Annotated in this window: 20 protein-coding genes; 9 read left to right on the plus strand and 11 right to left on the minus strand. The window is 64.0% G+C overall.

The features are described 5' to 3' along the window. Positions 1–104: 104 nt before the first annotated feature. The 3 genes from yjiA to KUO17_RS13380 all read right to left on the minus strand — a co-directional run bounded on the left by yjiA (position 105) and on the right by KUO17_RS13380 (position 3,432). Entirely contained in the window at positions 105–1,061 is a 957-nt protein-coding gene (gene yjiA, locus KUO17_RS13370) for a GTPase (protein ID WP_341869618.1), read from the minus strand. A gap of 88 nt (positions 1,062–1,149) precedes the next feature. Continuing rightward, positions 1,150–1,347 (minus strand): YbdD/YjiX family protein, encoded by a 198-nt coding sequence (locus KUO17_RS13375; RefSeq protein ID WP_217976029.1) that lies wholly within the window; start codon positions 1,345–1,347, stop codon positions 1,150–1,152. 18 nt (positions 1,348–1,365) lie between these two features. Next, complete coding sequence (locus tag KUO17_RS13380; protein WP_163947760.1) at positions 1,366–3,432, minus strand: carbon starvation CstA family protein; 2,067 nt, start codon at positions 3,430–3,432, stop codon at positions 1,366–1,368. Between the two features lie 184 nt (positions 3,433–3,616). Here KUO17_RS13380 and KUO17_RS13385 point away from each other — a divergent pair, with 184 nt between their 5' ends. Both KUO17_RS13385 and KUO17_RS13390 read left to right on the plus strand, forming a co-directional pair. Then, positions 3,617–3,982 carry a PilZ domain-containing protein gene (locus KUO17_RS13385; protein ID WP_217976030.1) on the plus strand — a complete coding sequence of 122 codons (366 nt, stop codon included), beginning with the start codon at positions 3,617–3,619 and terminating at the stop codon, positions 3,980–3,982. A 264-nt stretch (positions 3,983–4,246) separates the two neighbouring features. Beyond that, positions 4,247–5,767: a nucleobase:cation symporter-2 family protein gene (locus KUO17_RS13390; RefSeq protein WP_217976031.1), complete on the plus strand. Its 1,521-nt coding sequence runs from the start codon at positions 4,247–4,249 to the stop codon at positions 5,765–5,767. A gap of 84 nt (positions 5,768–5,851) precedes the next feature. Here the strand turns inward: KUO17_RS13390 and radA are convergent, their stop codons facing one another. Then, positions 5,852–7,219, minus strand: coding sequence for a DNA repair protein RadA (radA, locus tag KUO17_RS13395; RefSeq protein WP_217976032.1), 1,368 nt, complete (start codon positions 7,217–7,219; stop codon positions 5,852–5,854). Between the two features lie 176 nt (positions 7,220–7,395). On the opposite strand from radA, the gene mscL reads away from it, so the two are divergent. Then, complete coding sequence (gene mscL / locus KUO17_RS13400; protein WP_217976033.1) at positions 7,396–7,809, plus strand: large-conductance mechanosensitive channel protein MscL; 414 nt, start codon at positions 7,396–7,398, stop codon at positions 7,807–7,809. Positions 7,810–7,858: 49 nt separating this feature from the next. On the opposite strand, the gene KUO17_RS13405 is transcribed toward mscL, so the two are convergent. Continuing rightward, the gene (locus KUO17_RS13405; protein ID WP_217976034.1) at positions 7,859–8,635 is read right to left on the minus strand and encodes a ferredoxin--NADP reductase; all 777 of its coding nucleotides are present in this window, start codon (positions 8,633–8,635) and stop codon (positions 7,859–7,861) included. A gap of 255 nt (positions 8,636–8,890) precedes the next feature. Between KUO17_RS13405 and KUO17_RS13410 the strand changes: the two genes are divergently transcribed. Beyond that, entirely contained in the window at positions 8,891–9,595 is a 705-nt protein-coding gene (locus KUO17_RS13410; protein ID WP_217976035.1) for a LuxR family transcriptional regulator, read from the plus strand. 101 nt (positions 9,596–9,696) lie between these two features. Further along, a complete protein-coding gene (locus KUO17_RS13415; RefSeq protein ID WP_217976036.1) occupies positions 9,697–10,821 on the plus strand; it encodes a methyltransferase in 1,125 nt (374 codons plus the stop codon). A 150-nt stretch (positions 10,822–10,971) separates the two neighbouring features. Here the strand turns inward: KUO17_RS13415 and KUO17_RS13420 are convergent, their stop codons facing one another. The 3 genes from KUO17_RS13420 to KUO17_RS13430 are packed head-to-tail and all read right to left on the minus strand — an operon-like array spanning position 10,972 to position 13,590. Beyond that, positions 10,972–11,127 (minus strand): DUF2474 domain-containing protein, encoded by a 156-nt coding sequence (locus tag KUO17_RS13420; protein WP_217976037.1) that lies wholly within the window; start codon positions 11,125–11,127, stop codon positions 10,972–10,974. A 12-nt stretch (positions 11,128–11,139) separates the two neighbouring features. After that, the gene (cydB, locus tag KUO17_RS13425; protein WP_217976038.1) at positions 11,140–12,147 is read right to left on the minus strand and encodes a cytochrome d ubiquinol oxidase subunit II; all 1,008 of its coding nucleotides are present in this window, start codon (positions 12,145–12,147) and stop codon (positions 11,140–11,142) included. A 3-nt stretch (positions 12,148–12,150) separates the two neighbouring features. Then, complete coding sequence (locus KUO17_RS13430; protein ID WP_217976039.1) at positions 12,151–13,590, minus strand: cytochrome ubiquinol oxidase subunit I; 1,440 nt, start codon at positions 13,588–13,590, stop codon at positions 12,151–12,153. Positions 13,591–13,966: 376 nt separating this feature from the next. Here KUO17_RS13430 and KUO17_RS13435 point away from each other — a divergent pair, with 376 nt between their 5' ends. After that, on the plus strand, positions 13,967–15,196 hold the full coding sequence (locus tag KUO17_RS13435; protein ID WP_217976040.1) for an MFS transporter: 1,230 nt from the start codon (positions 13,967–13,969) through the stop codon (positions 15,194–15,196). 102 nt (positions 15,197–15,298) lie between these two features. Here KUO17_RS13435 and KUO17_RS13440 read toward each other — a convergent pair whose 3' ends face one another. Next, positions 15,299–15,784 carry a GNAT family N-acetyltransferase gene (locus KUO17_RS13440; RefSeq protein WP_217976041.1) on the minus strand — a complete coding sequence of 162 codons (486 nt, stop codon included), beginning with the start codon at positions 15,782–15,784 and terminating at the stop codon, positions 15,299–15,301. Between the two features lie 159 nt (positions 15,785–15,943). On the opposite strand from KUO17_RS13440, the gene KUO17_RS13445 reads away from it, so the two are divergent. Together KUO17_RS13445 and trmA are read left to right on the plus strand one after the other, a co-directional pair. After that, positions 15,944–17,239 carry an NCS2 family permease gene (locus tag KUO17_RS13445; protein ID WP_217976042.1) on the plus strand — a complete coding sequence of 432 codons (1,296 nt, stop codon included), beginning with the start codon at positions 15,944–15,946 and terminating at the stop codon, positions 17,237–17,239. Then, positions 17,236–18,321, plus strand: a complete 1,086-nt coding sequence (gene trmA, locus KUO17_RS13450) for a tRNA (uridine(54)-C5)-methyltransferase TrmA (RefSeq protein ID WP_217976043.1) — start codon at positions 17,236–17,238, stop codon at positions 18,319–18,321. Before KUO17_RS13445 ends, trmA begins: the two co-directional genes overlap by 4 nt. A gap of 91 nt (positions 18,322–18,412) precedes the next feature. Here trmA and KUO17_RS26660 read toward each other — a convergent pair whose 3' ends face one another. Continuing rightward, positions 18,413–18,625, minus strand: coding sequence for a hypothetical protein (locus tag KUO17_RS26660; RefSeq protein WP_255263571.1), 213 nt, complete (start codon positions 18,623–18,625; stop codon positions 18,413–18,415). Beyond that, positions 18,585–19,598 carry an alkaline phosphatase family protein gene (locus KUO17_RS13455; protein WP_255263572.1) on the minus strand — a complete coding sequence of 338 codons (1,014 nt, stop codon included), beginning with the start codon at positions 19,596–19,598 and terminating at the stop codon, positions 18,585–18,587. Before KUO17_RS13455 ends, KUO17_RS26660 begins: the two co-directional genes overlap by 41 nt. A 152-nt stretch (positions 19,599–19,750) precedes the next feature. On the opposite strand from KUO17_RS13455, the gene KUO17_RS13460 reads away from it, so the two are divergent. Further along, on the plus strand, positions 19,751–20,611 hold the full coding sequence (locus KUO17_RS13460) for a shikimate dehydrogenase (RefSeq protein ID WP_425274856.1): 861 nt from the start codon (positions 19,751–19,753) through the stop codon (positions 20,609–20,611). Positions 20,612–20,632 lie beyond the last annotated feature (21 nt).

Here is a 20,632-nt window from a genome sequence, read left to right on the forward strand (position 1 = left end):
GGGCTTTTTTGTGGGCCTTTAAAAGAGCTTCGCTGGCAAGCCAGCTCCCACAGGTTCTATGTGCGCCGCAGAACTCTGTGTGTGGCTTGCCAGCGAAGGGGCTCTCAGGGGCGGCTCAAGGCCTCGAACCCTTCGCGAATCTTCGCCTCCGGCAAGTCATCGGCAATGAATACCATCACACTCTCGCGCTGCTCGCCTTCGGCCCACTCGGTGTCCCAGTCGAAGCCATACAGCTTCAGCACCCCCTGAAACACCAGGCGCCGATCCTCGCCGGCAATGTTCAGCACGCCCTTGTAGCGCAGCAACTGCTTGCCATGGGCTTCCAGCAACTCATTCATGAACGCGCTCAGGCGATCGATATCCAGCGGCGCATCGGTACGCAGCACCATGCTGGAGATCCGGTCCAGGCTGTCGGCCGCCACCACCGGCCGCAAGTTAAGGCTGGCATTGAGGTTGAACCCACGCACATCCAGCAACTCGGCCAGGTCGATCCTGCCGTTGTCCACCACACGGATCGGCGCACGCCGGTTGATGCGCCCCAGACGCTCGCTCAGGGCCTGGAACGAGGCGGCGTCGACCAGGTCGGTCTTGCTCACCAGCAGGCGGTCGGCAAAGCCCACCTGGGCCTGGGCGATGGTCTGGGCCAGGTGCACGTCGGCATGCGCCGCATCCACCAGGGTGATGATGCCGTCGAGGATGTAGCGCTCGCGCAGTTCCTCGTCGATGAAGAAGGTCTGCGCCACCGGCGCCGGGTCGGCCAGGCCGGTGCACTCGATCACCAACCGGTCGAAGGCGATCTCGCCGCTGTCCAGGCGCTCCAGCAGCAGGAACAGCGCCTTGGTCAGGTCGGTGTGGATGGTGCAGCACACACAGCCATTGGCCAGGGTCATGACTTGCACCGGCTCCTCACCCAACAGCTGGGTGTCGATGCCGGCATCGCTGAATTCGTTTTCGATCACGGCGATTTTCAGGCCGTGCTCGGCCTTGAGCAGGTGGCGCAGCAAGGTGGTCTTGCCGGCCCCCAGAAAACCACTGAGCACGGTTACGGGAATGGGTTGCACGCAGAAAATCTCCTGTCGCTGAAAATGACTGTGGGAGCCCGGCTGACCGGGCTCCCACAGGTGTGTCACGTGCCGCAGGTGCCGTGTTTCAACAGCACTTGGGCCCGCCCTTGCCGCCGTAACGCGCCTCCTGGCGTTCGCGGAAGAACGCCTCGTAGGTCATCGGCGGCACGTCGGGGTGCTTGGTTTGCATATGCTCGACGTAATTGTCGTAGTCGGGCATGCCGACCATCAGGCGGGCTGCCTGCCCCAGGTACTTACCCAGTCGACCGAGATCGTTGAACATGCTTGCATTCCTCTTGGGTTACGCGTCCGGCAAGGCCTGGAACGGGGATTCCTTGTCGGTGCGTTCTTTCTTGTTCAAGGCCCGGATACCGACCTTGAGCGCGAAGAACAGGATGCTGAACACCACGAACAGGAACAGCCCGGTCAGCGTCGCGTTGGTGTACGCGTTGAAGATCACGTGCTGCATCTGCGCCATGTCCTTGGCCGGGGCCAGTACCTGCCCGGCGTCCAGCGCCACGCTGTACTTGTTGGCCAGGGCCAGGAAGCCCACTGCCGGGTTCGGGTCGAACAGCTTGATGAAGCCTGCGGTGGTGGTGCAGATCAGCAGCCATACCGCCGGCACCAGGGTGACCCACATGTACTGCTGGCGCTTCATCTTGATCAGCACGACGGTGCCGAGCATCAGCGCGATACCGGCCAGCATCTGGTTGGAGATACCGAACAGCGGCCACAAGGTGTTGATGCCACCCAGCGGGTCGATCACGCCCTGGTAGAGCAGGTAACCCCACAGCGCCACGCAACCGGCGGTGGCCAGCAGGTTGGCACCCCACGATTCGGTACGCTTGAGGGCTGGCACGAACGAGCCCAGCAGGTCCTGCAGCATGAAGCGCCCGGCACGGGTACCGGCGTCTACTGCGGTGAGGATGAACAGCGCCTCGAACAGGATCGCGAAGTGGTACCAGAACGCCATGGTGTTTTCACCCGGCAGTACCTGGTGCAGGATCTGCGCGATACCCACGGCCAGCGTCGGTGCACCGCCGGCACGGGCCAGCACGGTGTGCTCGCCGATGTCGCGGGCCACCGCTTCAAGCGCCTCGGGGGTGATCGCAAAACCCCAGCTGCTGACGGTCTGCGCGACGGTCACGACGTCGGAGCCGACCACCGCAGCCGGGCTGTTCATGGCGAAGTACACGCCTGGCTCGATCACCGAGGCGGCGACCATGGCCATGATGGCGACGAACGACTCCATCAGCATGCCGCCGTAGCCGATGTAACGGGCGTTGACTTCGTTGTCGAGCAGCTTGGGCGTGGTGCCCGAGGAGATCAGCGCGTGGAAGCCCGACACCGCGCCACAGGCGATGGTGATGAACAGGAACGGGAACAGGGTGCCCTTCCACACCGGGCCGGTGCCGTCGGTGAACTGGGTCAGGGCCGGCATTTTCAGCTCGGGCGCCAGCACCAGGATACCGATGGCCAGGGCCACGATGGTACCGATCTTGAGGAAGGTGGAGAGGTAGTCACGTGGCGCCAGCACCAGCCATACCGGCAGTACCGCAGCGACGAAGCCGTAGCCCACCAGCATCCAGGTGATCTGCACACCGGTGAAGGTGAACGCCGGGCCCCACACCGGATCGGCGGCGACCAGGCCCCCCAGCCAGATCGACAGCAACAGCAGCACCACGCCAATGATCGAGATCTCGCCGATGCGGCCCGGGCGGATGTAGCGCATGTAGATGCCCATGAACATCGCGATCGGGATCGTCGCCATGACCGTGAACATGCCCCATGGGCTCTCGGCCAGGGCCTTGACCACGATCAGCGCCAGCACGGCGAGGATGATGATCATGATCAGGAAGCAGCCGAACAGGGCGATGGTACCCGGAATGCGGCCCATCTCCTCGCGCACCATGTCGCCCAGCGAGCGACCGTTGCGGCGGGTGGACAGGAACAGGATCATGAAGTCCTGTACCGCACCGGCCAGGACCACGCCGGCAATCAGCCAGAGCGTGCCGGGCAGGTAGCCCATCTGCGCCGCCAGGACCGGGCCGACCAGCGGGCCGGCACCCGCGATCGCGGCAAAGTGGTGACCGAACAGGATGTGCTTGTTGGTCGGTACGTAGTCCAGACCATCGTTGTTGAGCACCGCCGGGGTGGCCCGACGGGGATCCAGTTGCATCACCTTGGTGGCGATGAACAGGCTGTAGTAACGGTAGGCGACCAGGTAGAGGGCCACCGAGGCAACCACAATCCACAAGGCGTTGATCGCTTCGCCACGGCGCAGGGCGACGACACCCAGCGCACAGGCCCCCAGTACCGCCAGCAGCAGCCACGGAATGTGGCGTAGCAGGCTATTATTGTTGTTCATGGTGTGCTTCCAGCTAGTGGATATGAAAGACCGCCTGTCGAGTCTAGGGCCAGTCTTGGCGCATTGCCATACTTGCTTTGGTCTAGAGCCTTCAACGGCCCGTTCACAGGTCGGTTATGCGCGTTTGCGATCACGCTGGCAAGCGCTGAGCTATAGTCAGGTTCTACTCCGGAGGGCCTTCCCGATGAGCGACCATCAAGAACGCCGACGTTTCAAGCGCATTGCCTTCGATGCCCCCACCGAACTGGTGCAGGGTGAACGCCGCTGGTCGGTCACCTTGCTCGATCTGTCGCTCAAGGGGCTGCTGATCGAGCGCCCGGCCGCGTGGGAGTTCGACGATACCCAGGACTTCGAGGCCATCCTGCATCTGGATGAGCAGACCCGTGTATGGATGCAGGTCGAGCTACGCCACGAAGAGCCCGAAACACTCGGCTTCGCCTGCCTGCATATCGACCTGATCTCGATCAGCCATTTGCACCGTTTGGTGGAGCTGAACCTGGCGGACAGCACTGAAATGATGCGCGAGCTGCGCCAACTCATCGAAGTTTGAAATCTCTTAGCCCACTACCGACCTGACCCCGCCCCGCCTTCCTGTCCACTCGGACAGCTTTAAAACAAGCGTTCACCTCGCCAGACCCGGCCTTGCCGGGCCTTGTGCGTGGCGTTGGAACGATAACTGCATCCACCCCTGAGCCCAAATCAGGTGCAGGACTGTTCCTGCGCAGATCTAAAAATTGTATACAATTGTTCTGGCAATACTGTGCAATCCTTGTCTACAGTAGCGCCACAACAATAAAACAGAGAACCTGCTCCCATGACTACGTCCTCCCCCGACACGTCCACGGTCTCACGCCCCGAAGACGAGAACCTGGGTCTCGGCGCCAACCTGGCGTACGGGCTGCAACACGTACTCACCATGTATGGCGGCATCGTCGCGGTGCCGCTGATTCTCGGCCAGGCGGCCGGCCTGGGCCCGGCCGACATCGGCCTGCTGATTGCCGCATCGCTGTTTGCCGGTGGCCTGGCGACCCTGCTGCAGACCCTGGGCCTGCCGTTCTTCGGTTGCCAGTTGCCGCTGGTGCAGGGCGTGTCGTTCGCCGGTGTGGCGACCATGGGCGCGATTCTCAGCAGCGAGGGCGGGGGTGGCTTGCCGGGTGTGCTGGGGGCGGTGATGGCCGCCTCGCTGATCGGCTTTCTGATCACCCCGGTGTTCTCGCGCATCACCAAGTTCTTTCCGCCGCTGGTGACCGGTATCGTCATCACCACCATCGGCCTGACGCTGATGCCGGTAGCGGCGCGCTGGGTAATGGGCGGCAACAGCAAGGCGCCGGACTTCGGCAGCATGGCCAACATCGGCCTGGCGGCGGCGACCTTCCTGATCGTGCTGGTACTGAGCAAGCTGGGCAGCGCGGCGATCTCGCGGCTGTCGATCCTGCTGGCGATGGTGTTCGGTACCCTGATCGCCTGGTCGCTGGGCATGGCCGACTTCAGCAAGGTGCTCGAAGGCCCGATGATGGCCTTCCCTACCCCGTTCCATTTCGGCATGCCGACCTTCCACATCGCCGCCATCCTGTCGATGTGCATCGTGATCATGGTGACCCTGGTGGAAACCTCGGCCGACATCCTGGCGGTGGGTGAGATCATCGACACCAAGGTCGACTCCAAGCGCTTGGGCGACGGCCTGCGTGCCGACATGGCCTCGAGCATCCTGGCGCCGATCTTCGGCTCGTTCACCCAGAGCGCGTTCGCGCAGAACGTTGGCCTGGTGGCCGTGACCGGGGTAAAAAGCCGTTATGTGGTGGCCACCGGTGGCGTGATCCTGGTGGTGCTTGGCCTGCTGCCGATCATGGGCCGGGTGATCGCCGCGGTGCCGACCTCGGTGCTGGGTGGTGCGGGCATCGTGCTGTTCGGCACGGTGGCGGCCAGTGGTATTCGCACGCTGTCCAAGGTGGACTACCGCAACAACATGAACCTGATCATCGTGGCTGCGTCACTGGGCTTTGGCATGATCCCGATTGCTGCGCCGAACTTCTACGCGCAGTTCCCCAACTGGTTCGAGACCATCTTCCACTCGGGCATCAGCTCGTCGGCGATCATGGCGATCCTGCTCAACCTGGTGTTCAACCACTTCAAGACCGGCAACTCGGACCAGCAGTCGGTGTTCGTCGCCGCCTCCGAGCGCACGCTGAACTACTCGGACATTTCCGGGCTGCGTGACGGTGACTACTTCGAAGACGGCAAGCTGTTCGATGCCGACGGCAAGGAGATTCCGCTGCTGGAGAAGGATGAGCATGGGGGGCAGGTGGTGAGACGCCAGACTGCCGTAGAGCACTAGGGGAGCGTTTCATTGGTACTTGTGAAACACCACATTAGATAACCCTTCGAAAAAGGCCGGTGCTCACCACCGGCCTTTTTTGTGCTATTCGAACAAGGCATCCAGGGCCTGTTCCAGACGCGTCACCGCAATCACCTGCAACCCTGGCGGCGCTTCCTTGGGCGCATTGCCCTTGGGCACGATGGCGCGCTTGAAGCCGTGCTTGGCGGCTTCCTTCAGGCGCTCCTGGCCGCTGGGCACCGGGCGCACCTCACCCGACAGGCCCACCTCGCCAAATACCAGCAGGTCATGCGGCAACGGTCGATTGCGCAAGCTCGACATCACCGCCGCCATCAGCGCAAGGTCCGACGCCGTCTCGAGCACCTTGACCCCGCCCACCACGTTGAGAAACACATCCTGGTCATGGGTAGGGATGCCGCCGTGGCGGTGCAGCACCGCCAGCAACATGGCCAGGCGGTTCTGGTCCAGGCCCAGGGTGACGCGGCGCGGGTTGGCCATGTGGCTTTCGTCCACCAGCGCCTGCACCTCCACCAGCATCGGCCGGGTGCCTTCCCAGGTAGCCATCACCACGCTGCCCGGCACTTCCTCCTGGGCACGGGTGAGGAAGATCGCCGAGGGGTTGGAGACCTCCTTCAAGCCCCGGTCGGTCATGCCGAACACGCCCAGCTCGTTGACCGCGCCGAAGCGGTTCTTGACCGCGCGCAGCAGGCGCAGGCGGCCATCGGACTCGCCCTCGAAATACAGCACGGTGTCGACCATGTGCTCCAGCACGCGCGGGCCGGCCAGCGCACCCTCCTTGGTCACGTGGCCGACCAGGAAGATCGCCGTGCCGCTCTGCTTGGCATAGCGCACCAGCAACGCGGCGCTCTCGCGCACCTGCGACACGCCGCCCGGCGCCGACTGCAGCTGCTCGGTGAAGATGGTCTGGATGGAGTCGATCACCATGACCTTGGGCTTCTCGACCCGGGCCGTGGCAATGATGGTTTCGATGCAGGTTTCGGTCATCACCCGCAACTGGTCCTGCGGCAGGCCCAGGCGCCGTGCACGCATCGCCACCTGCTGCTGCGACTCTTCACCGGTGACGTACAGCGCCGGCATGCGCGTGGCGAGGTTGCACAGGGTCTGCAGCAGGATGGTCGACTTGCCGATGCCGGGGTCGCCACCAATCAGCACCACCGAGCCGTCCACCAGGCCGCCGCCGAGCACGCGGTCGAGTTCGGCGCTGGCGGTGCTGAACCGCGGGATTTCCTCGACGCTGACTTCGGCCAGGGTCTTGATCTGTGCCTGCTGCCCGGCCCAGCCGGTACGCCCGGCCGGTGCCGCAGCACCGCCGCTTTCGATCATGGTCTCGGTCAGGGTGTTCCAGGCGCCGCACTCACCGCACTGGCCCGCCCACTTGGGAAACGTCGCGCCGCACTCGGTGCAGCCGTACATGCGCTTGGCCTTGGCCATGGGGGCAGTCTCCTGAAAAAAGGGGCCATGATAGCCGAGCCTGCCAACCCACGGGGCCTCGGTTATCCGACAAAACTATTCGGTATAGCCAGGGTCTTTTAGAGCAACGCGGGGCATGAAGCGCTTAGCTGATTTACACTGCGATGACCAATCTCATCTGTTACAGGGAATAAACCATGGGCGTGATCAGTGAATTCAAGGCCTTCGCGGTCAAGGGCAACGTGGTCGACATGGCCGTCGGTATCATCATCGGCGCCGCCTTCGGCAAAATCGTTTCATCCTTTGTGGGGGATGTGGTGATGCCACCACTGGGGCTGCTGATCGGCGGGGTGGACTTCAGCGACCTGGCGGTGGTGCTCAAGGCCGCCGAGGGGGATATCCCGGCAGTGGTACTGGCCTATGGCAAGTTCATCCAGACCGTGATCGATTTCGTGATCGTGGCCTTCGCCATCTTCATGGGCGTGAAGGCGATCAACCGTCTCAAGCGCGAAGAAGCCGTGGCGCCGACCCTGCCGCCGGTACCGACCAAGGAAGAGGAACTGCTGGGCGAGATTCGCGACCTGCTCAAGGCACAGAACAATCAGCCCTGAAGCGGCCTGCACAGACAAGAACGGCGCCTTGGGGCGCCGTTGTTCGTTATTACCAGTAGTTCTCGACCGCCACCTGGCCTGGCCGACGGCTCAGGCTCAGTTGAAGGTCACGTGCCTTGAGCACCTGGCGGGTGTCGTCGATCATCTGCGGGTTGCCGCAGATCATCACCCGCGAATGCTCGGGGCTCAGCGCCAAACCGGCCGCACGTTCCAGCTCGCCGTTCTCGATCAGGGTGGTGATGCGCCCGTGCAAGGCACCGGGGTGCTGCTCGCGCGTCACCACCGGAATGAATTGCAACTTGCCGGCGTATTCAGCCAGGTAGTCGCGCTGTTCGAGGCCGGCGATCACGTCCTGGTAGGCCAGTTCGCGAGCTTCACGCACCGAGTACACCAGCTTGATGCTGTCGAAGCGCTCCCAGGCCTCGAAGTCCTGCAGGATCGACAGGAACGGCGCAATGCCGGTGCCGGTGGCCAGCAGCCAGAGGTCGCGGCCATCGACGAAACGGTCCAGGGTCATGTAGCCGAATGCCTGGCGGTCGATCAGCAACTCGTCGCCTTCGCGCAACCGGCTCAGTTCACTGGTGAACTCGCCGCCCGGCACTACGATGGAGAAGAAGTCCAGGTGCTCGTCGAACGGTGACGACACCATCGAGTACGCGCGCCATACCACGCTGCCATCGGCCTTGGTCACGCCCAGGCGGGCAAACTGCCCGGCGCGAAAACGAAAGCCGGCGTCACGGGTAACACGCAGCGAGAACAGGCTGGGGGTCAGCGGCTGGACATCGAGCAGGGTCTGGCAGGTGAACTTCTGCGCGCTGGCAGTCATGGTGTGCTCCACAAATCAGAACGCACAGTGTCGCGCAAAGCGGGTCCGATAAACACCGGCTTAATGTAATGACATCGATAAAGGCAAACTGACATCGTGTTTCAAGCATGAAACTGAGTTGTTTCGTGAGTTGTACAATAGTCAAAACCGTACAAGGTTCGCATCGATTAATAGCAAAAAAAACCTAGCGAGCGCGCAGACATTTCCTACACTCGTGTCTACGTGACTGCAATCATCAGGAAAGGAGTCCTGCACATGCCCCAATGGAAACAAGAGCAACTTCAACAGTTGACGCAGGAAGGCAACCAGCAGCAAATGTTTGCCTCTGCACTTTCTCTGGCCAGGCAACTGGGGATGGAGTACCTGGGCTACCGCCTCTCAGGGCGCCTGCTGACGCAAGGGCCGCAGCTATACACGTTCAACAATTTTCCCGCTGACTGGAACGAGCACTACCAGCAACAGGACTACCAGCGCATCGACCCCACCGTCCTGCATTGCCACACCTCGACCATGCCGGTGCTGTGGACGCGCGAGCTGTTCAAGAACGCCCCGCAGATACGCAAGGCCGCGCAATCCCATGGGCTTTGTCACGGCTGGAGCCAGGGCACGCAGGATCTGCGTGGTAACCAGAGTATATTGTGCGTGGCACGCGCACAGGGAGAGGTCAGCCTGGCTGAGCTCTACGAAAAGTCCGCACAGACCCTGTGGCTGTGCAATGTGCTGCATACCTTGATGGTGAACACCCTGCACCCGCACAAGCTGAGCGCGGTCACACTCTCGGCACGTGAACAGGAAGTGCTGCGATGGACTGCCGCCGGCAAGACTGCCGAAGACATCAGCTGCATTCTCACCCTGTCCAAGAGCACGGTGAACTTTCATATCCGCAGCTTTATCAACAAACTCAACACCAGCAACAAAACCAGTGCTGTCGCGGTTGCCGCGATGCACGGCCTGCTCTGAGCCATTTGCCAACACCCGCCACCCCTGGAAAAAGGCTGTAGAATCGGCACTCCGCCCTGCGCCCCCCCATCGCGCGCGCCAATGCCCCAGAGCCTTTTGCCATGCCCCTGCTGACCACCCCTTTCGCCGCGCTCGAGCTGATCCGCCAACCCGAGGTTGCCAACGACCCCCTGCAAGCGTTCGACGCCGCCGATCAGTACCTGCTCGAACACCTTGCCCAGCAGAGGTTGCCCGCAAGCACGCCGGTGCTGGTGCTCAATGACAGTTTCGGCGCACTGGCCATCAGCCTTTGCGCACATGCCCAGGTGGTCGCCAGCGGCGACTCCTACCTGGCCCGGCTGGCGCTGGAGAAGAACCTGGTGCGCAATGACCAGGCCTTCGACAGCGTGCCATTCATCGCCGCCAGCGAACCGTGGCAAGGGCCGTTCGAACGGGTACTGGTACGCGTGCCCAAGACCCTGGCACTGCTGGAGGAGCAACTGATCCGCCTGCAGGGTCACCTGGCGCCGGGGGCCCAGGTGATCGCCGGGGCGATGATCAAGCACCTGCCACGCGCCGCCGGCGACCTGCTGGAGAAGTACATCGGCCCAGTGCAGGCCTCGCTGGCCCACAAGAAAGCCCGCCTGCTGATCGCGACCGCCGAGCCGAAGGCGGCGGCAACCTCGCCCTACCCTACCCGCTACCGCCTGGAGCAACCCGCGCTGGAGCTGGTGAACCACGCCAACGTGTTCTGCCGCGAAGGGCTGGACATCGGCACCCGGGCCTTCCTGCCCCACCTGCCGCAAGGCCTGGGCAGTGCGCGAGTGGCGGACCTGGGCTGCGGCAATGGCGTACTGGCGATCGCCAGTGCACTGGCCAACCCACAGGCGCAGTACACCCTGGTGGACGAGTCGTACATGGCCGTGCAGTCGGCAGCCGAGAACTGGCGGGCGGCACTGGGCGAACGCGCGGTGACGGTACGCGCCGACGATGGCCTGGCCGGGCAGCCAGCGCAGTCACTGGACGTGGTGCTGTGCAACCCGCCGTTTCATCAACAGCAGGTGGTGGGTGATTTCCTGGCCTGGCGCATGTTCCAGCAGGCGCGCGAGGCGCTGGTGGCGGGCGGGGCGCTGTACATCGTGGGCAATCGTCACCTGGGGTATCACAGCAAGCTGGCACGACTGTTTCGCGGGGTGGAGCAGGTGGCGGCGACGCCCAAGTTCGTGGTGCTGAAGGCGCGCAAGTAGCTGTAATCGCGTCGCCTGCTTCGCTGGCAAGCCAGCTCCCACAAGGGCTGTGGAACGCTGTGTGGCAGGATCGGCAGAGGCAAAAAAACCCCGTGCAGCTTACGCTGCACAGGGCTGTAAATCCGCGCAAGGCGGGATGGGAAATACGTTTCAGTGGGTACTCAGGCCCGCGGCGCTCATGAACAGACGCATCAGCCACGCGACAATCGCCAGGCTCGCTACACTCGCCGTCCAGATCAGCACCAGCCAACCCAGGCGCTGCAGCAGCGGCTTCTTGTCCTGCTCGACGGTATCTTTGCCAGTCATTGCCAGGCCCTCCTAGTGATAGCCATCCTCGTGGGTGACCTTGCCGCGGAACACGTAGTAGCTCCAGAAGGTGTACCCCAGGATGAACGGGATGATGAACAGCGTGCCCACCAGCATGAAGCCCTGGCTCTGCGGCGGCGCGGCCGCGTCCCAGATCGAGATCGACGGCGGGATGATGTTGGGCCACAGGCTGATGCCCAGCCCGCTGTAACCCAGGAAGATCAACACCAGGGTCAGCAGGAACGGCGTGTAGTGGGCGTGCCGCGCCACCGCCTTGACCAGCCCGTACAGGGTGACCAGCACCAGGATCGGTACCGGCAGGAACCAGAACAGGTTGGGCAGGCTGAACCAGCGCGTGGCGATGTCCGGGTGCGCCAGCGGCGTCCAGATGCTCACGATACCGGTCACGGCCAGCAGCACGAAGGCCAGCGGGCGCGCCAGGTCATGCATGCTTTTCTGCAACGGGCCCTCGGTCTTCATGATCAGCCAGGTGCAGCCCAGCAACGCGTAGGCCACGATCAGCCCCAGGCCGCAGAACAGGGTGAACGGGCTCAGCCAGTCAAGGGAGCCACCGGCGTAGTTGCGGTCGACCACCTTGAAGCCTTCGATGAACGCCCCCAGCGCCACGCCCTGGAAGAACGTCGCCGCCAGCGAACCGCCGATGAATGCCTTGTCCCACAGGTGGCGCTTGTCGGCCTTGGCCTTGAAGCGGAACTCGAACGCCACGCCGCGGAAAATCAGCCCCATGAGCATCAGCATCAACGGCAGGTACAGCGCCGAGAGCACCACCGCGTAGGCCAGCGGGAACGCGCCGAACAGCGCCGCCCCGCCCAGCACCAGCCAGGTCTCGTTGCCATCCCAGACCGGGGCGACGGTGTTCATCATCACGTCGCGGTCGCGCTCGGCCTTGACGAACGGAAACAGAATGCCGATGCCCAGGTCGAAGCCATCCATCACCACGTACATCATGATGCCGAAGATGATGATCACGGCCCAGATCAGCGGAAGATCAATACCCATGATTCAATTCCCCTTGCTCAGGCTGGCGCCAGTGGCGTGTTCAGGTTCGTCATCGGCGGCCGACAGCGGCCTGGCCGGTGTACGTTGCTGGCCAGGCCCGCCCGGCGTGGTTTCATCGCCTTCGCCGGTTTCAGGGCCTTTGCGCACCAGGCGCATCATGTAGCCCAGGCCCGCACCGAACAGTGCGAAGTACACCACCACGAACATCACCAGGGTGATGCCCAACTGGGTATAACTGTGGTTGGACACGCCATCGGCGGTACGCATCAGGCCGTACACCACCCAGGGCTGGCGACCGACCTCGGTGGTGAACCAGCCGGCCAGGATCGCGATCAGGCCGGATGGGCCCATCCACAGGGTCAGGTAGAGGAACGGGCGCGAGCTGTACAGCCTGTCGCGCTTGCGCAGCCACAGGCTCCACAGGCCCACCGCGATCATCAACATGCCCAGGCCGACCATGATGCGGAATGACCAGAACACCACCGTGGAGTTGGGCCGGTCTTCGGGCGCAAAGTCCTTCATCGCCGGCACTTGCTTGTCCAGGCTATGGGTGAGGATCAGGCTGCCCAGCGCGGGGATTTCCAGCTTGAAGTGGGTGGTCTCGTTTTTCATGTCGGGGATGCCGAACAGGATCAACGGGGTCGGCTCGTCACCGACGTTTTCCCAGTGGCCTTCGATCGCGGCAATTTTCACCGGCTGATGCTTGAGGGTGTTCAGGCCATGGAAGTCGCCGATCACCGCCTGCACCGGCGCCACGATCAGCGCCATCCACATGGCCATCGAGAGCATCTTGCGGATGGCCGGGTTGTCCTTGCCACGCAGCAGGTGCCAGGCCGCCGAAGCGCCGACGAAAAAGGCCGTGGCGACGAACGCGGCGGTGGCCATGTGCGCCAGGCGATAGGGGAACGAGGGGTTGAAGATCACCGCCAGCCAGTCGACCGGGATCACCCGCCCGTCAATGATCTCGAAGCCCTGGGGCGTCTGCATCCAGCTGTTGGAGGCCAGGATCCAGAAGGTCGAGACCAGCGTGCCGAGGGCCACCATGACCGTGGAGAAGAAGTGCAGGCCGCGCCCGACACGGTTCCAGCCGAACAGCATGACGCCGAGGAAGCCCGCCTCGAGGAAGAAGGCAGTCAACACTTCATAGGTCAGCAGGGGGCCTGTGACCGCACCGGCGAAGTCGGAGAAACGGCTCCAGTTGGTGCCGAACTGATAGGCCATGACCAGGCCCGAGACCACCCCCATGCCGAAGTTGACGGCAAAGATCTTCGACCAGAAATGGTACAGGTCGCGGTAGACGCTTTCGTTGGTCTTGAGCCACAGGCCTTCGAGCACCGCCAGGTAACTCGCCAGGCCAATGGTGATGGCCGGGAACAGGATGTGAAAAGAGATGGTAAACGCAAACTGGATTCGGGCGAGATCTAGAGCCTCTAATCCGAACATAGTGCTTCCTCTATCAGGTTGTCCGGCGACAGGGTCACGGCCTTGGCGCCTACTGCCCCTACGTCATTGAGTGCGGCGAGTTTGAATTGTTCTGAAAACTTCAGCGTCGCAGGGAATTCGGCCCTCCGGGCCACATCGTTGCAAATGAAACCGTTGCAGAAACAACAATTGATCCAGATCAACGATTGCCTGAAAGCATAGTCCTGAACGCACTGCGCGGTTGTGTGGTCGTTTGCCGCGTGACCGGATGCCTCACCCCCTTTACCAATCGACCAATCGGTGCGCTGACCGCACAGCGATGACGGCTTTCGCAACCTGTTGTTACAAACCAGTGATAATCTGCCCCGCCGCCCCTTGCCCAGGACCTGCCTCGCCCATGTCAGACCCCGTACCGTTGTTGCTGCGTCATCACCGCCCGTTCCTGGCGTTCTGGTTTGCGCGGGTGTTCACCGCCAGCGGTTTCCAGATGCTCACCGTGGCGATCGGCTGGCACCTCTACCAATTGACCGGCAACGTGCTGGACCTGGGCCTGGTGGGGTTGGTGGAGTTCGCGCCGCGGGTGCTGTTCATGCTGCACACCGGGCATGTGGCCGACCGCTACGACCGGCGCCGCGTGGCGGCGCTGTGCCAGGTGGCGCAGGCGCTGATCGCACTGGCGCTGGTGGTCGGCAGCAGCACCAACAGCGTGACCCGTGAGCTGATTTTCGTGCTGGCCTTCCTGCTTGGCAGTGCGCGCTCGTTCGAGATGCCCGCCACCCAGGCGCTGTTGCCCAACGTGGTGCCGGCGGGGCTGTTCCCGCGGGCGGTGGCGGCCTCGGCCTCGGCGATGCAGTCGGCGACCATCGTTGCGCCCGCGCTGGGCGGCTTTCTGTATGCGTTTGGCAGCATCTGGGTGTATGGGCCGACGGTGCTGCTGTATGTGATTGCCTGCGGCCTGACCCTGCGCCTGAGCGCCAGCGCGCAGCCGGTCAATCGGGGGCGCGCGAGCCTGGAGTCGCTGCTGGCCGGGGTGCGCTTCATCCGCAGCCGACCGGACGTGCTGGGGGCGGTGTCGCTGGACCTGTTCGCGGTGCTGCTGGGCGGGGCGACCGCGTTGCTGCCGGTGTTCGCCAAGGACATCCTGCTGACCGGCCCCTGGGGCCTGGGCCTGTTGCGCTCGGCGCCCGCGGTGGGGGCGCTGCTGATGTCGGTGTGGCTGGCGCGCTTCCCGGTGGAGCGCAAGGTCGGGCGGGTGATGTTTACCGCCGTGGGGATCTTTGGCGTGGCGACCATTGCCTTCGGGCTGTCGACCTCGTTCTGGTTCTCATTGGCGGTGCTGGCGGTGCTGGGCGCGGCGGACATGATCAGCATGGTGATCCGCGGCGCGTTCGTGCAACTGGAGACGCCAGATGAGATGCGCGGCCGGGTGAGCGCGGTGAACGGGCTGTTCATCGGCGCCTCGAACCAGCTGGGTGAGTTCGAGTCCGGGGTGACCGCGCACTGGTTCGGTACGGTGCCGGCAGTGGTGATGGGCGGGGTGGGCACCCTGGTGGTGACGGGGGTGTGGATCAAGCTGTTTCCCACACTGGCGGGGCGCGATCATCTGCATACCCAGAAACACGAGTGACCGTGTCGCCCCCTTCGCTGGCAAGCCAGCTCCCACAAGGAGATCAGTGATCTGGAGATCGCACTTTACCTGTGGGAGCTGGCTTGCCAGCGAAGGGGCCCCTCAGAACGCCAGTGTCATCTGCCGCTCATAGCCTGTGCGGCCCTTGTACCCCTCCCCCGTGTCCACCCACCCCGCCGCCCGGTAAAGCCCCAGCGCCGCCTGATTGTCGGCATCCACCGATAGCTGCAGGCAGCCGACCTGCGGCCACACCTCACGCACCCGCTGTGGCAGCTGTGCCAGGCAACTGCGCCCCAGGCCGCGCCCCTGCTGTCGCCAGTCCACCTGCAAGGCATGCAGCGTGGCCGCATCGGTTCGGGCCCACGCCGGCAGGTGCGCACCACGCTTGAGCAACATGAACGCCCGCGGCACCTCGTCTGCCAGCAAGGCCAGGCCGCGCACATCATCGCCCTTGGCGCCGCCCAAGGTGTACAGCGCGCCCTCGATATCACCTGCAAATGCCCGCTGCGCCGGCAATACCTCGATGGCCGCCAGGCACGCCCGCTGTGCAGGTGTCATCTCGGCGTAGTGGATCAGTTGCAGGTGCATGGGTGTTGGTCCAAAAGTGGCGAACATGCTGCTATGATGCGCGGCTTTTTTGCGACCCGTTCAAAAATCACAGAACCCGCCAGCGGGAGTCGGTACAGTCTGTGCTTTGCTGAAGGGGTCGAACATTCAAGGCGCCGCAGCGCGCCACGGGGAGCTGGCATGCTGGAAAGGCTGTTTCAACTGAAAGCGCACAACACCAATGTGCGCACCGAAATCCTGGCGGGGGTCACCACCTTCCTGGCCATGGCCTACATCCTGTTCGTCAACCCGAGCATCCTCGGCGAGACCGGCATGGACAAGGGCGCGATCTTCGTCGCCACCTGCCTGGCCGCCGCCATCGGTTCGGCGGTGATGGGGCTGATCGCCAACTACCCGATCGCACTGGCGCCGGGCATGGGCCTGAACGCCTTCTTCACCTACACCGTGGTGCTGCACATGGGCCACACCTGGCAGGTGGCGCTGGGCGCAGTGTTCATCTCGGCGGTGCTGTTCTTCCTGCTGTCGATCTTTCGCATCCGCGAATGGATCGTCAACAGCATCCCGCTGCCGCTGCGCTCGGCGATTGCCGCCGGTATCGGCCTGTTCCTGGCGCTGATCGCCTTGCACAACGCCGGCATCGTGGTCGACAACTCGGCCACCCTGGTGGGCATGGGCGACCTGCGCAATCCGGCGCCGGTACTGGCCACCCTGGGCTTCTTCCTGATCGTCGCACTCGAGGCGATGAAGGTCCGTGGCGCGGTGCTGATCGGCATCCTGACCGTGACCGTGGCCGCGATCGCCATGGGCGTCACCCCGTTCAACGGAATCGTGTCGATGCCGCCGTCGCTGGCCCCGACCTTCCTGCAACTGGACATCAAGGGCGCACTGGACGTGGGCCTGATCAGCGTGATCTTCGCCTTCCTGTTCGTCGACCTGTTCGACAACTCAGGCACCCTGATCGGCGTGGCCAAGCGCGCCGGCCTGATGGGCAAGGACGGCCACATGCCGAAAATGGGCCGTGCCCTGATCGCCGACAGCACGGCCGCCATGGCGGGTTCGCTGCTGGGCACCTCGACCACCACCAGCTACATCGAATCGGCCGCCGGCGTGAGCGCAGGCGGGCGTACCGGGCTGACCGCCATCGTGGTCGCCGCGCTGTTCCTGCTGGCACTGTTCTTCGCGCCATTGGCCGGCAGCGTACCCGCGTTCGCCACGGCACCTGCGCTGCTGTTCGTCGCCGTGCTGATGGCGTCGGGCCTGGCGGAGATCAACTGGGACGACGTGACCGAAGCCGCCCCGGTGGTGGTCACCGCGCTGGCCATGCCGCTGACCTATTCGATCGCCAACGGCATCGCCTTCGGCTTCATTTCGTGGACCGTGATCAAGCTGATCTCGGGCCGCCGCCATGAGCTGAACTCGGCGCTGGTGGTGCTCTCCATTCTGTTCGTCATCAAGCTGGGCTGGTTCGCCGCATGAGTACTGTCTACGACCCGACTACCTACACCGCACAGCTCGACGCCAAGGTCGAGCGCCTGCGCGCGCTGCTGGCGCCGTTCGACGCGCCGGAACCCGCGGTGTTCGACTCGCCGCGCGAGCATTACCGCCTGCGCGCCGAGTTTCGCCTGTGGCGCGAGAACGAGCAGCGCCACTATGCGATGTTCGCCCCCGGCGAGAAGCACAAGGCGATCCTGATCGACGACTTCCCGATTGCCAGCCTGCGCATCAACCAGTTGATGCCGCAGCTCAAGGCGGCGTGGCAGGCCAGTTCCGCGCTGAGCTTCAAGCTGTTCCAGGTGGAGTTCCTCACCACCCTGGCGGGCGACGCGATGATCACCCTGTGCTACCACCGCCCGCTGGACGAACACTGGGCAGCCGCCGCACAGCAACTGGCCACCGACCTTGGCGTGAGCATCATTGGCCGCTCCAAGGGCAAGCGTGTGGTGATCGGGCGCGATTACGCGGTCGAGGAGCTGGCCGTGGGTGGCCGCACGTTCCGCTACCGCCAGCCCGAGGGCGCGTTCACCCAGCCCAACGGCATGGTCAACCAGAAGATGCTCAACTGGGCGTTCGACGCTCTGGGCGAGCGCCAGGACGACCTGCTGGAGCTGTACTGCGGCAACGGCAACTTCACCCTGCCGCTGGCCACGCGGGTGCGCAAGGTGCTGGCCACCGAGATCAGCAAGACGTCGGTAAATGCCGCCCTGCACAACCTGGATGACAACGGCGTGGACAACGTGCGCCTGGTGCGCCTGTCGGCCGAAGAGCTGACCGAGGCGTTGAACGAGGTGCGCCCGTTCCGGCGCCTGGAAGGCATTGACCTGAAGGGCTACGACTTCGGTAGCGTGTTCGTCGACCCGCCGCGCGCAGGGATGGACCCGGACACCTGCGAACTGACCCGGCGTTTTGACAACATCCTGTACATCTCGTGCAACCCCGAGACGTTGGCGGCGAACATCGAGCAGTTGCACGATACGCACCGGATCGAGCGCTGTGCGTTGTTTGACCAGTTCCCGTATACGCACCATATGGAGAGCGGGGTGTTGCTGGTTCGGCGCTAGGCCCGTATCGGCGGCGCCTGCTTCGCTGGCAAGCCAGCGCCCACAAGGACAGTGTGATCCCTGTGGGAGCTGGCTTGCCAGCGAAGAGGCCCTAATGTGAATACCGAAGCAATGGCACCACCTGGTCCGCATCCGTCAACGCCCCATGGTGCCCGCGCCACTGGCTGGGATGCTTCTCCATCACGCTGCGGACAATCCCGCCAGCCCCTGTCGGGATCACGATCAGATCGCCGATGCGCGCCTCGGCCTGGCTCAGCATCACGTCACCGAACAAGCCGCTGCCGATCGCCTGTGCCTTGCTCAACACCCGGTAATCCTCCCCCCAGCCGGTTCTGCCAGCGCTCATGCACCCGGTCCTGCTGGTGTTCGTGGGTGTACAGATAACGCGCACGGATGTCCCCCGCCATCGCCCTCACGCCGTCCTGCAGCAGCGTATCGGTATCGAAATCACGCACCACGCCACGGTCCAGGTCGAGCATGCCGTGGTCGGCGATCACCAGCATCTGCGTGGCGTGTGGCAACTGACGGGCAATCGACTCGGCCAACTGGTCGGCAAGCGCCAACTGCCTGCACCACTCCGGCGAACCGGGGCCGAACAGGTGCCCGGCAAAGTCCAGGTCTCCAAAATAGGCAAAACAGAAGGCCGGGGCGTCCACCTCCAGCGCGCCACGCACCAGCTCGGGATAGGCGTCGTAGGCCGGCGCCGCCAGAATGCCACCGGCCTTGTAGATGGCCCGGGTGAAGTCCGAAGTGGCATAGCGCCCCAGCATCACCGTGCTGATCTGCACGCCCTGCTCGGCCGCCTGCTCCCAGGCAGTCTGCGGCACGATGAACGACACCGCCTCAGGCACCGCCGTCGGCACGCTGCCCTCCTGCAACGCGGAGGTGGTCCACGACAGCGGCGAGAACACCGCATGCTCATCCAGGGCAAAATCGCAGCCCACGATACCGTGGGCGCCACTGCCCAGGCCCGAGGTCACGGCCGCAAGGCTCGCCGCCGTGGTGGCCGGAAACCCGACCTTGAAGTGCCCGTCCGGCTGCATCAGCGAGGCCAGGAAGGGCGCATGCAGCGCATGCGCCTTGAGCAGTTCCCAGCCCAGCCCGTCGATCAGCAGCAGGCAGGTGGCAGTGGCACGTTGCAAATGGAACGGGTTGCGAAAGCCCCTCGCGCCGAGCCCGGCAAACACCGAGTGGGTCAGGCTGGCCAACCCTGGCCAGGTGTCCTGTACCTCCCGCATCTCTTCGAACTGCGCCGCCATGCCGCCCTCCGTGCTCATGTGCAAAACAACAGGTGTAGCACAGGCTGTTCGATCAGCGCACACAAATGATCTGTAGCAGCCTGCGCTCAATTGACCTTGTTAACCATCCGGTACATTTTAATTGGAATGCTCCCTCATTACCGACCAAAAACAACAACGGAGTTTTCCCGATGAGTTTGGCCTCCCCTCCCGGCATCCTCGCCGGCCTGATCGGCGCCGGCATCCAGGCCTCGCGCACCCCGGCCCTGCATGAGCGCGAAGGCGCCGCCCAGGGTCTGAACTACCTGTACCGGCTGATCGACCTGGACCCGTTGAAGCTCGACAGCAGCGCCCTTGAAGAGCTGCTGACCGCCGCCGAGTACATGGGCTTTACCGGGCTGAACATCACCTTCCCGTGCAAGCAGGTGATCCTGCCGCTGCTCGATGAGCTGTCGCCCGAGGCCCGCGGTATCGGTGCGGTCAACACCGTGGTGCTCAAGGACGGCCGGCGTATCGGCCACAACACCGACTGCCTGGGGTTTGCCGAAGGTTTCAGACGTGGGCTGGCCGAGGTTTCACGTCGGCACGTGGTGCAGATGGGCGCCGGCGGTGCCGGGGCTGCCGTGGCCCATGCATTGCTCAGCGAGGGCGTCGCGCAACTGACGCTGTTCGATGTGGAACCCGAGCGCGCCCAGGCGCTGGTGGACAATCTCAACCAGCATTTCAGTGGCTGTCGCGCGCGCGTGGGGCATGACCTTGAAAGCGCCATGGCGCAGGCCTGCGGGCTGGTCAACAGCACGCCCATGGGCATGGCCAAGCTGCCGGGCATGCCGGTGCCCAAGGCGCTGTTGCGCGCGGACCTGTGGGTGGCGGAGATCGTGTACTTCCCGCTCGAGACCGAGTTGCTGCGCGAGGCACGCGCGCTGGGCTGCAAGACGCTGAACGGCGCCAACATGGCGGTGTTTCAGGCCGTCAAGGCGTTTGAACTGTTCAGCGGGGTGGTGCCGGATGCCGAGCGCATGATCGGGCACTTCAACAGCCTGGGGGTCTAGACGCTTCGCCGGCAAGGCCGG

This window comes from Pseudomonas aegrilactucae, assembly GCF_019168305.1.
GTDB lineage: Bacteria > Pseudomonadota > Gammaproteobacteria > Pseudomonadales > Pseudomonadaceae > Aquipseudomonas > Aquipseudomonas aegrilactucae.

Bases quoted from the DNA above. Each gene is read 5' to 3' on its own strand.
- KUO17_RS13375 (WP_217976029.1), bottom strand. From the start codon at position 1,347: ATGTTCAACGATCTCGGTCGACTGGGTAAGTACCTGGGGCAGGCAGCC.
- KUO17_RS13380 (WP_163947760.1), bottom strand. From the start codon at position 3,432: ATGAACAACAATAATAGCCTGCTACGCCACATTCCGTGGCTGCTGCTG.
- KUO17_RS13385 (WP_217976030.1), top strand. From the start codon at position 3,617: ATGAGCGACCATCAAGAACGCCGACGTTTCAAGCGCATTGCCTTCGAT.
- KUO17_RS13390 (WP_217976031.1), top strand. From the start codon at position 4,247: ATGACTACGTCCTCCCCCGACACGTCCACGGTCTCACGCCCCGAAGAC.
- radA (WP_217976032.1), bottom strand. From the start codon at position 7,219: ATGGCCAAGGCCAAGCGCATGTACGGCTGCACCGAGTGCGGCGCGACG.
- mscL (WP_217976033.1), top strand. From the start codon at position 7,396: ATGGGCGTGATCAGTGAATTCAAGGCCTTCGCGGTCAAGGGCAACGTG.
- KUO17_RS13405 (WP_217976034.1), bottom strand. From the start codon at position 8,635: ATGACTGCCAGCGCGCAGAAGTTCACCTGCCAGACCCTGCTCGATGTC.
- KUO17_RS13410 (WP_217976035.1), top strand. From the start codon at position 8,891: ATGCCCCAATGGAAACAAGAGCAACTTCAACAGTTGACGCAGGAAGGC.
- KUO17_RS13415 (WP_217976036.1), top strand. From the start codon at position 9,697: ATGCCCCTGCTGACCACCCCTTTCGCCGCGCTCGAGCTGATCCGCCAA.
- KUO17_RS13420 (WP_217976037.1), bottom strand. From the start codon at position 11,127: ATGACTGGCAAAGATACCGTCGAGCAGGACAAGAAGCCGCTGCTGCAG.
- cydB (WP_217976038.1), bottom strand. From the start codon at position 12,147: ATGGGTATTGATCTTCCGCTGATCTGGGCCGTGATCATCATCTTCGGC.
- KUO17_RS13430 (WP_217976039.1), bottom strand. From the start codon at position 13,590: ATGTTCGGATTAGAGGCTCTAGATCTCGCCCGAATCCAGTTTGCGTTT.
- KUO17_RS13435 (WP_217976040.1), top strand. From the start codon at position 13,967: ATGTCAGACCCCGTACCGTTGTTGCTGCGTCATCACCGCCCGTTCCTG.
- KUO17_RS13440 (WP_217976041.1), bottom strand. From the start codon at position 15,784: ATGCACCTGCAACTGATCCACTACGCCGAGATGACACCTGCACAGCGG.
- KUO17_RS13445 (WP_217976042.1), top strand. From the start codon at position 15,944: ATGCTGGAAAGGCTGTTTCAACTGAAAGCGCACAACACCAATGTGCGC.
- trmA (WP_217976043.1), top strand. From the start codon at position 17,236: ATGAGTACTGTCTACGACCCGACTACCTACACCGCACAGCTCGACGCC.
- KUO17_RS13455 (WP_255263572.1), bottom strand. From the start codon at position 19,598: ATGAGCACGGAGGGCGGCATGGCGGCGCAGTTCGAAGAGATGCGGGAG.
- KUO17_RS13460 (WP_425274856.1), top strand. From the start codon at position 19,751: ATGAGTTTGGCCTCCCCTCCCGGCATCCTCGCCGGCCTGATCGGCGCC.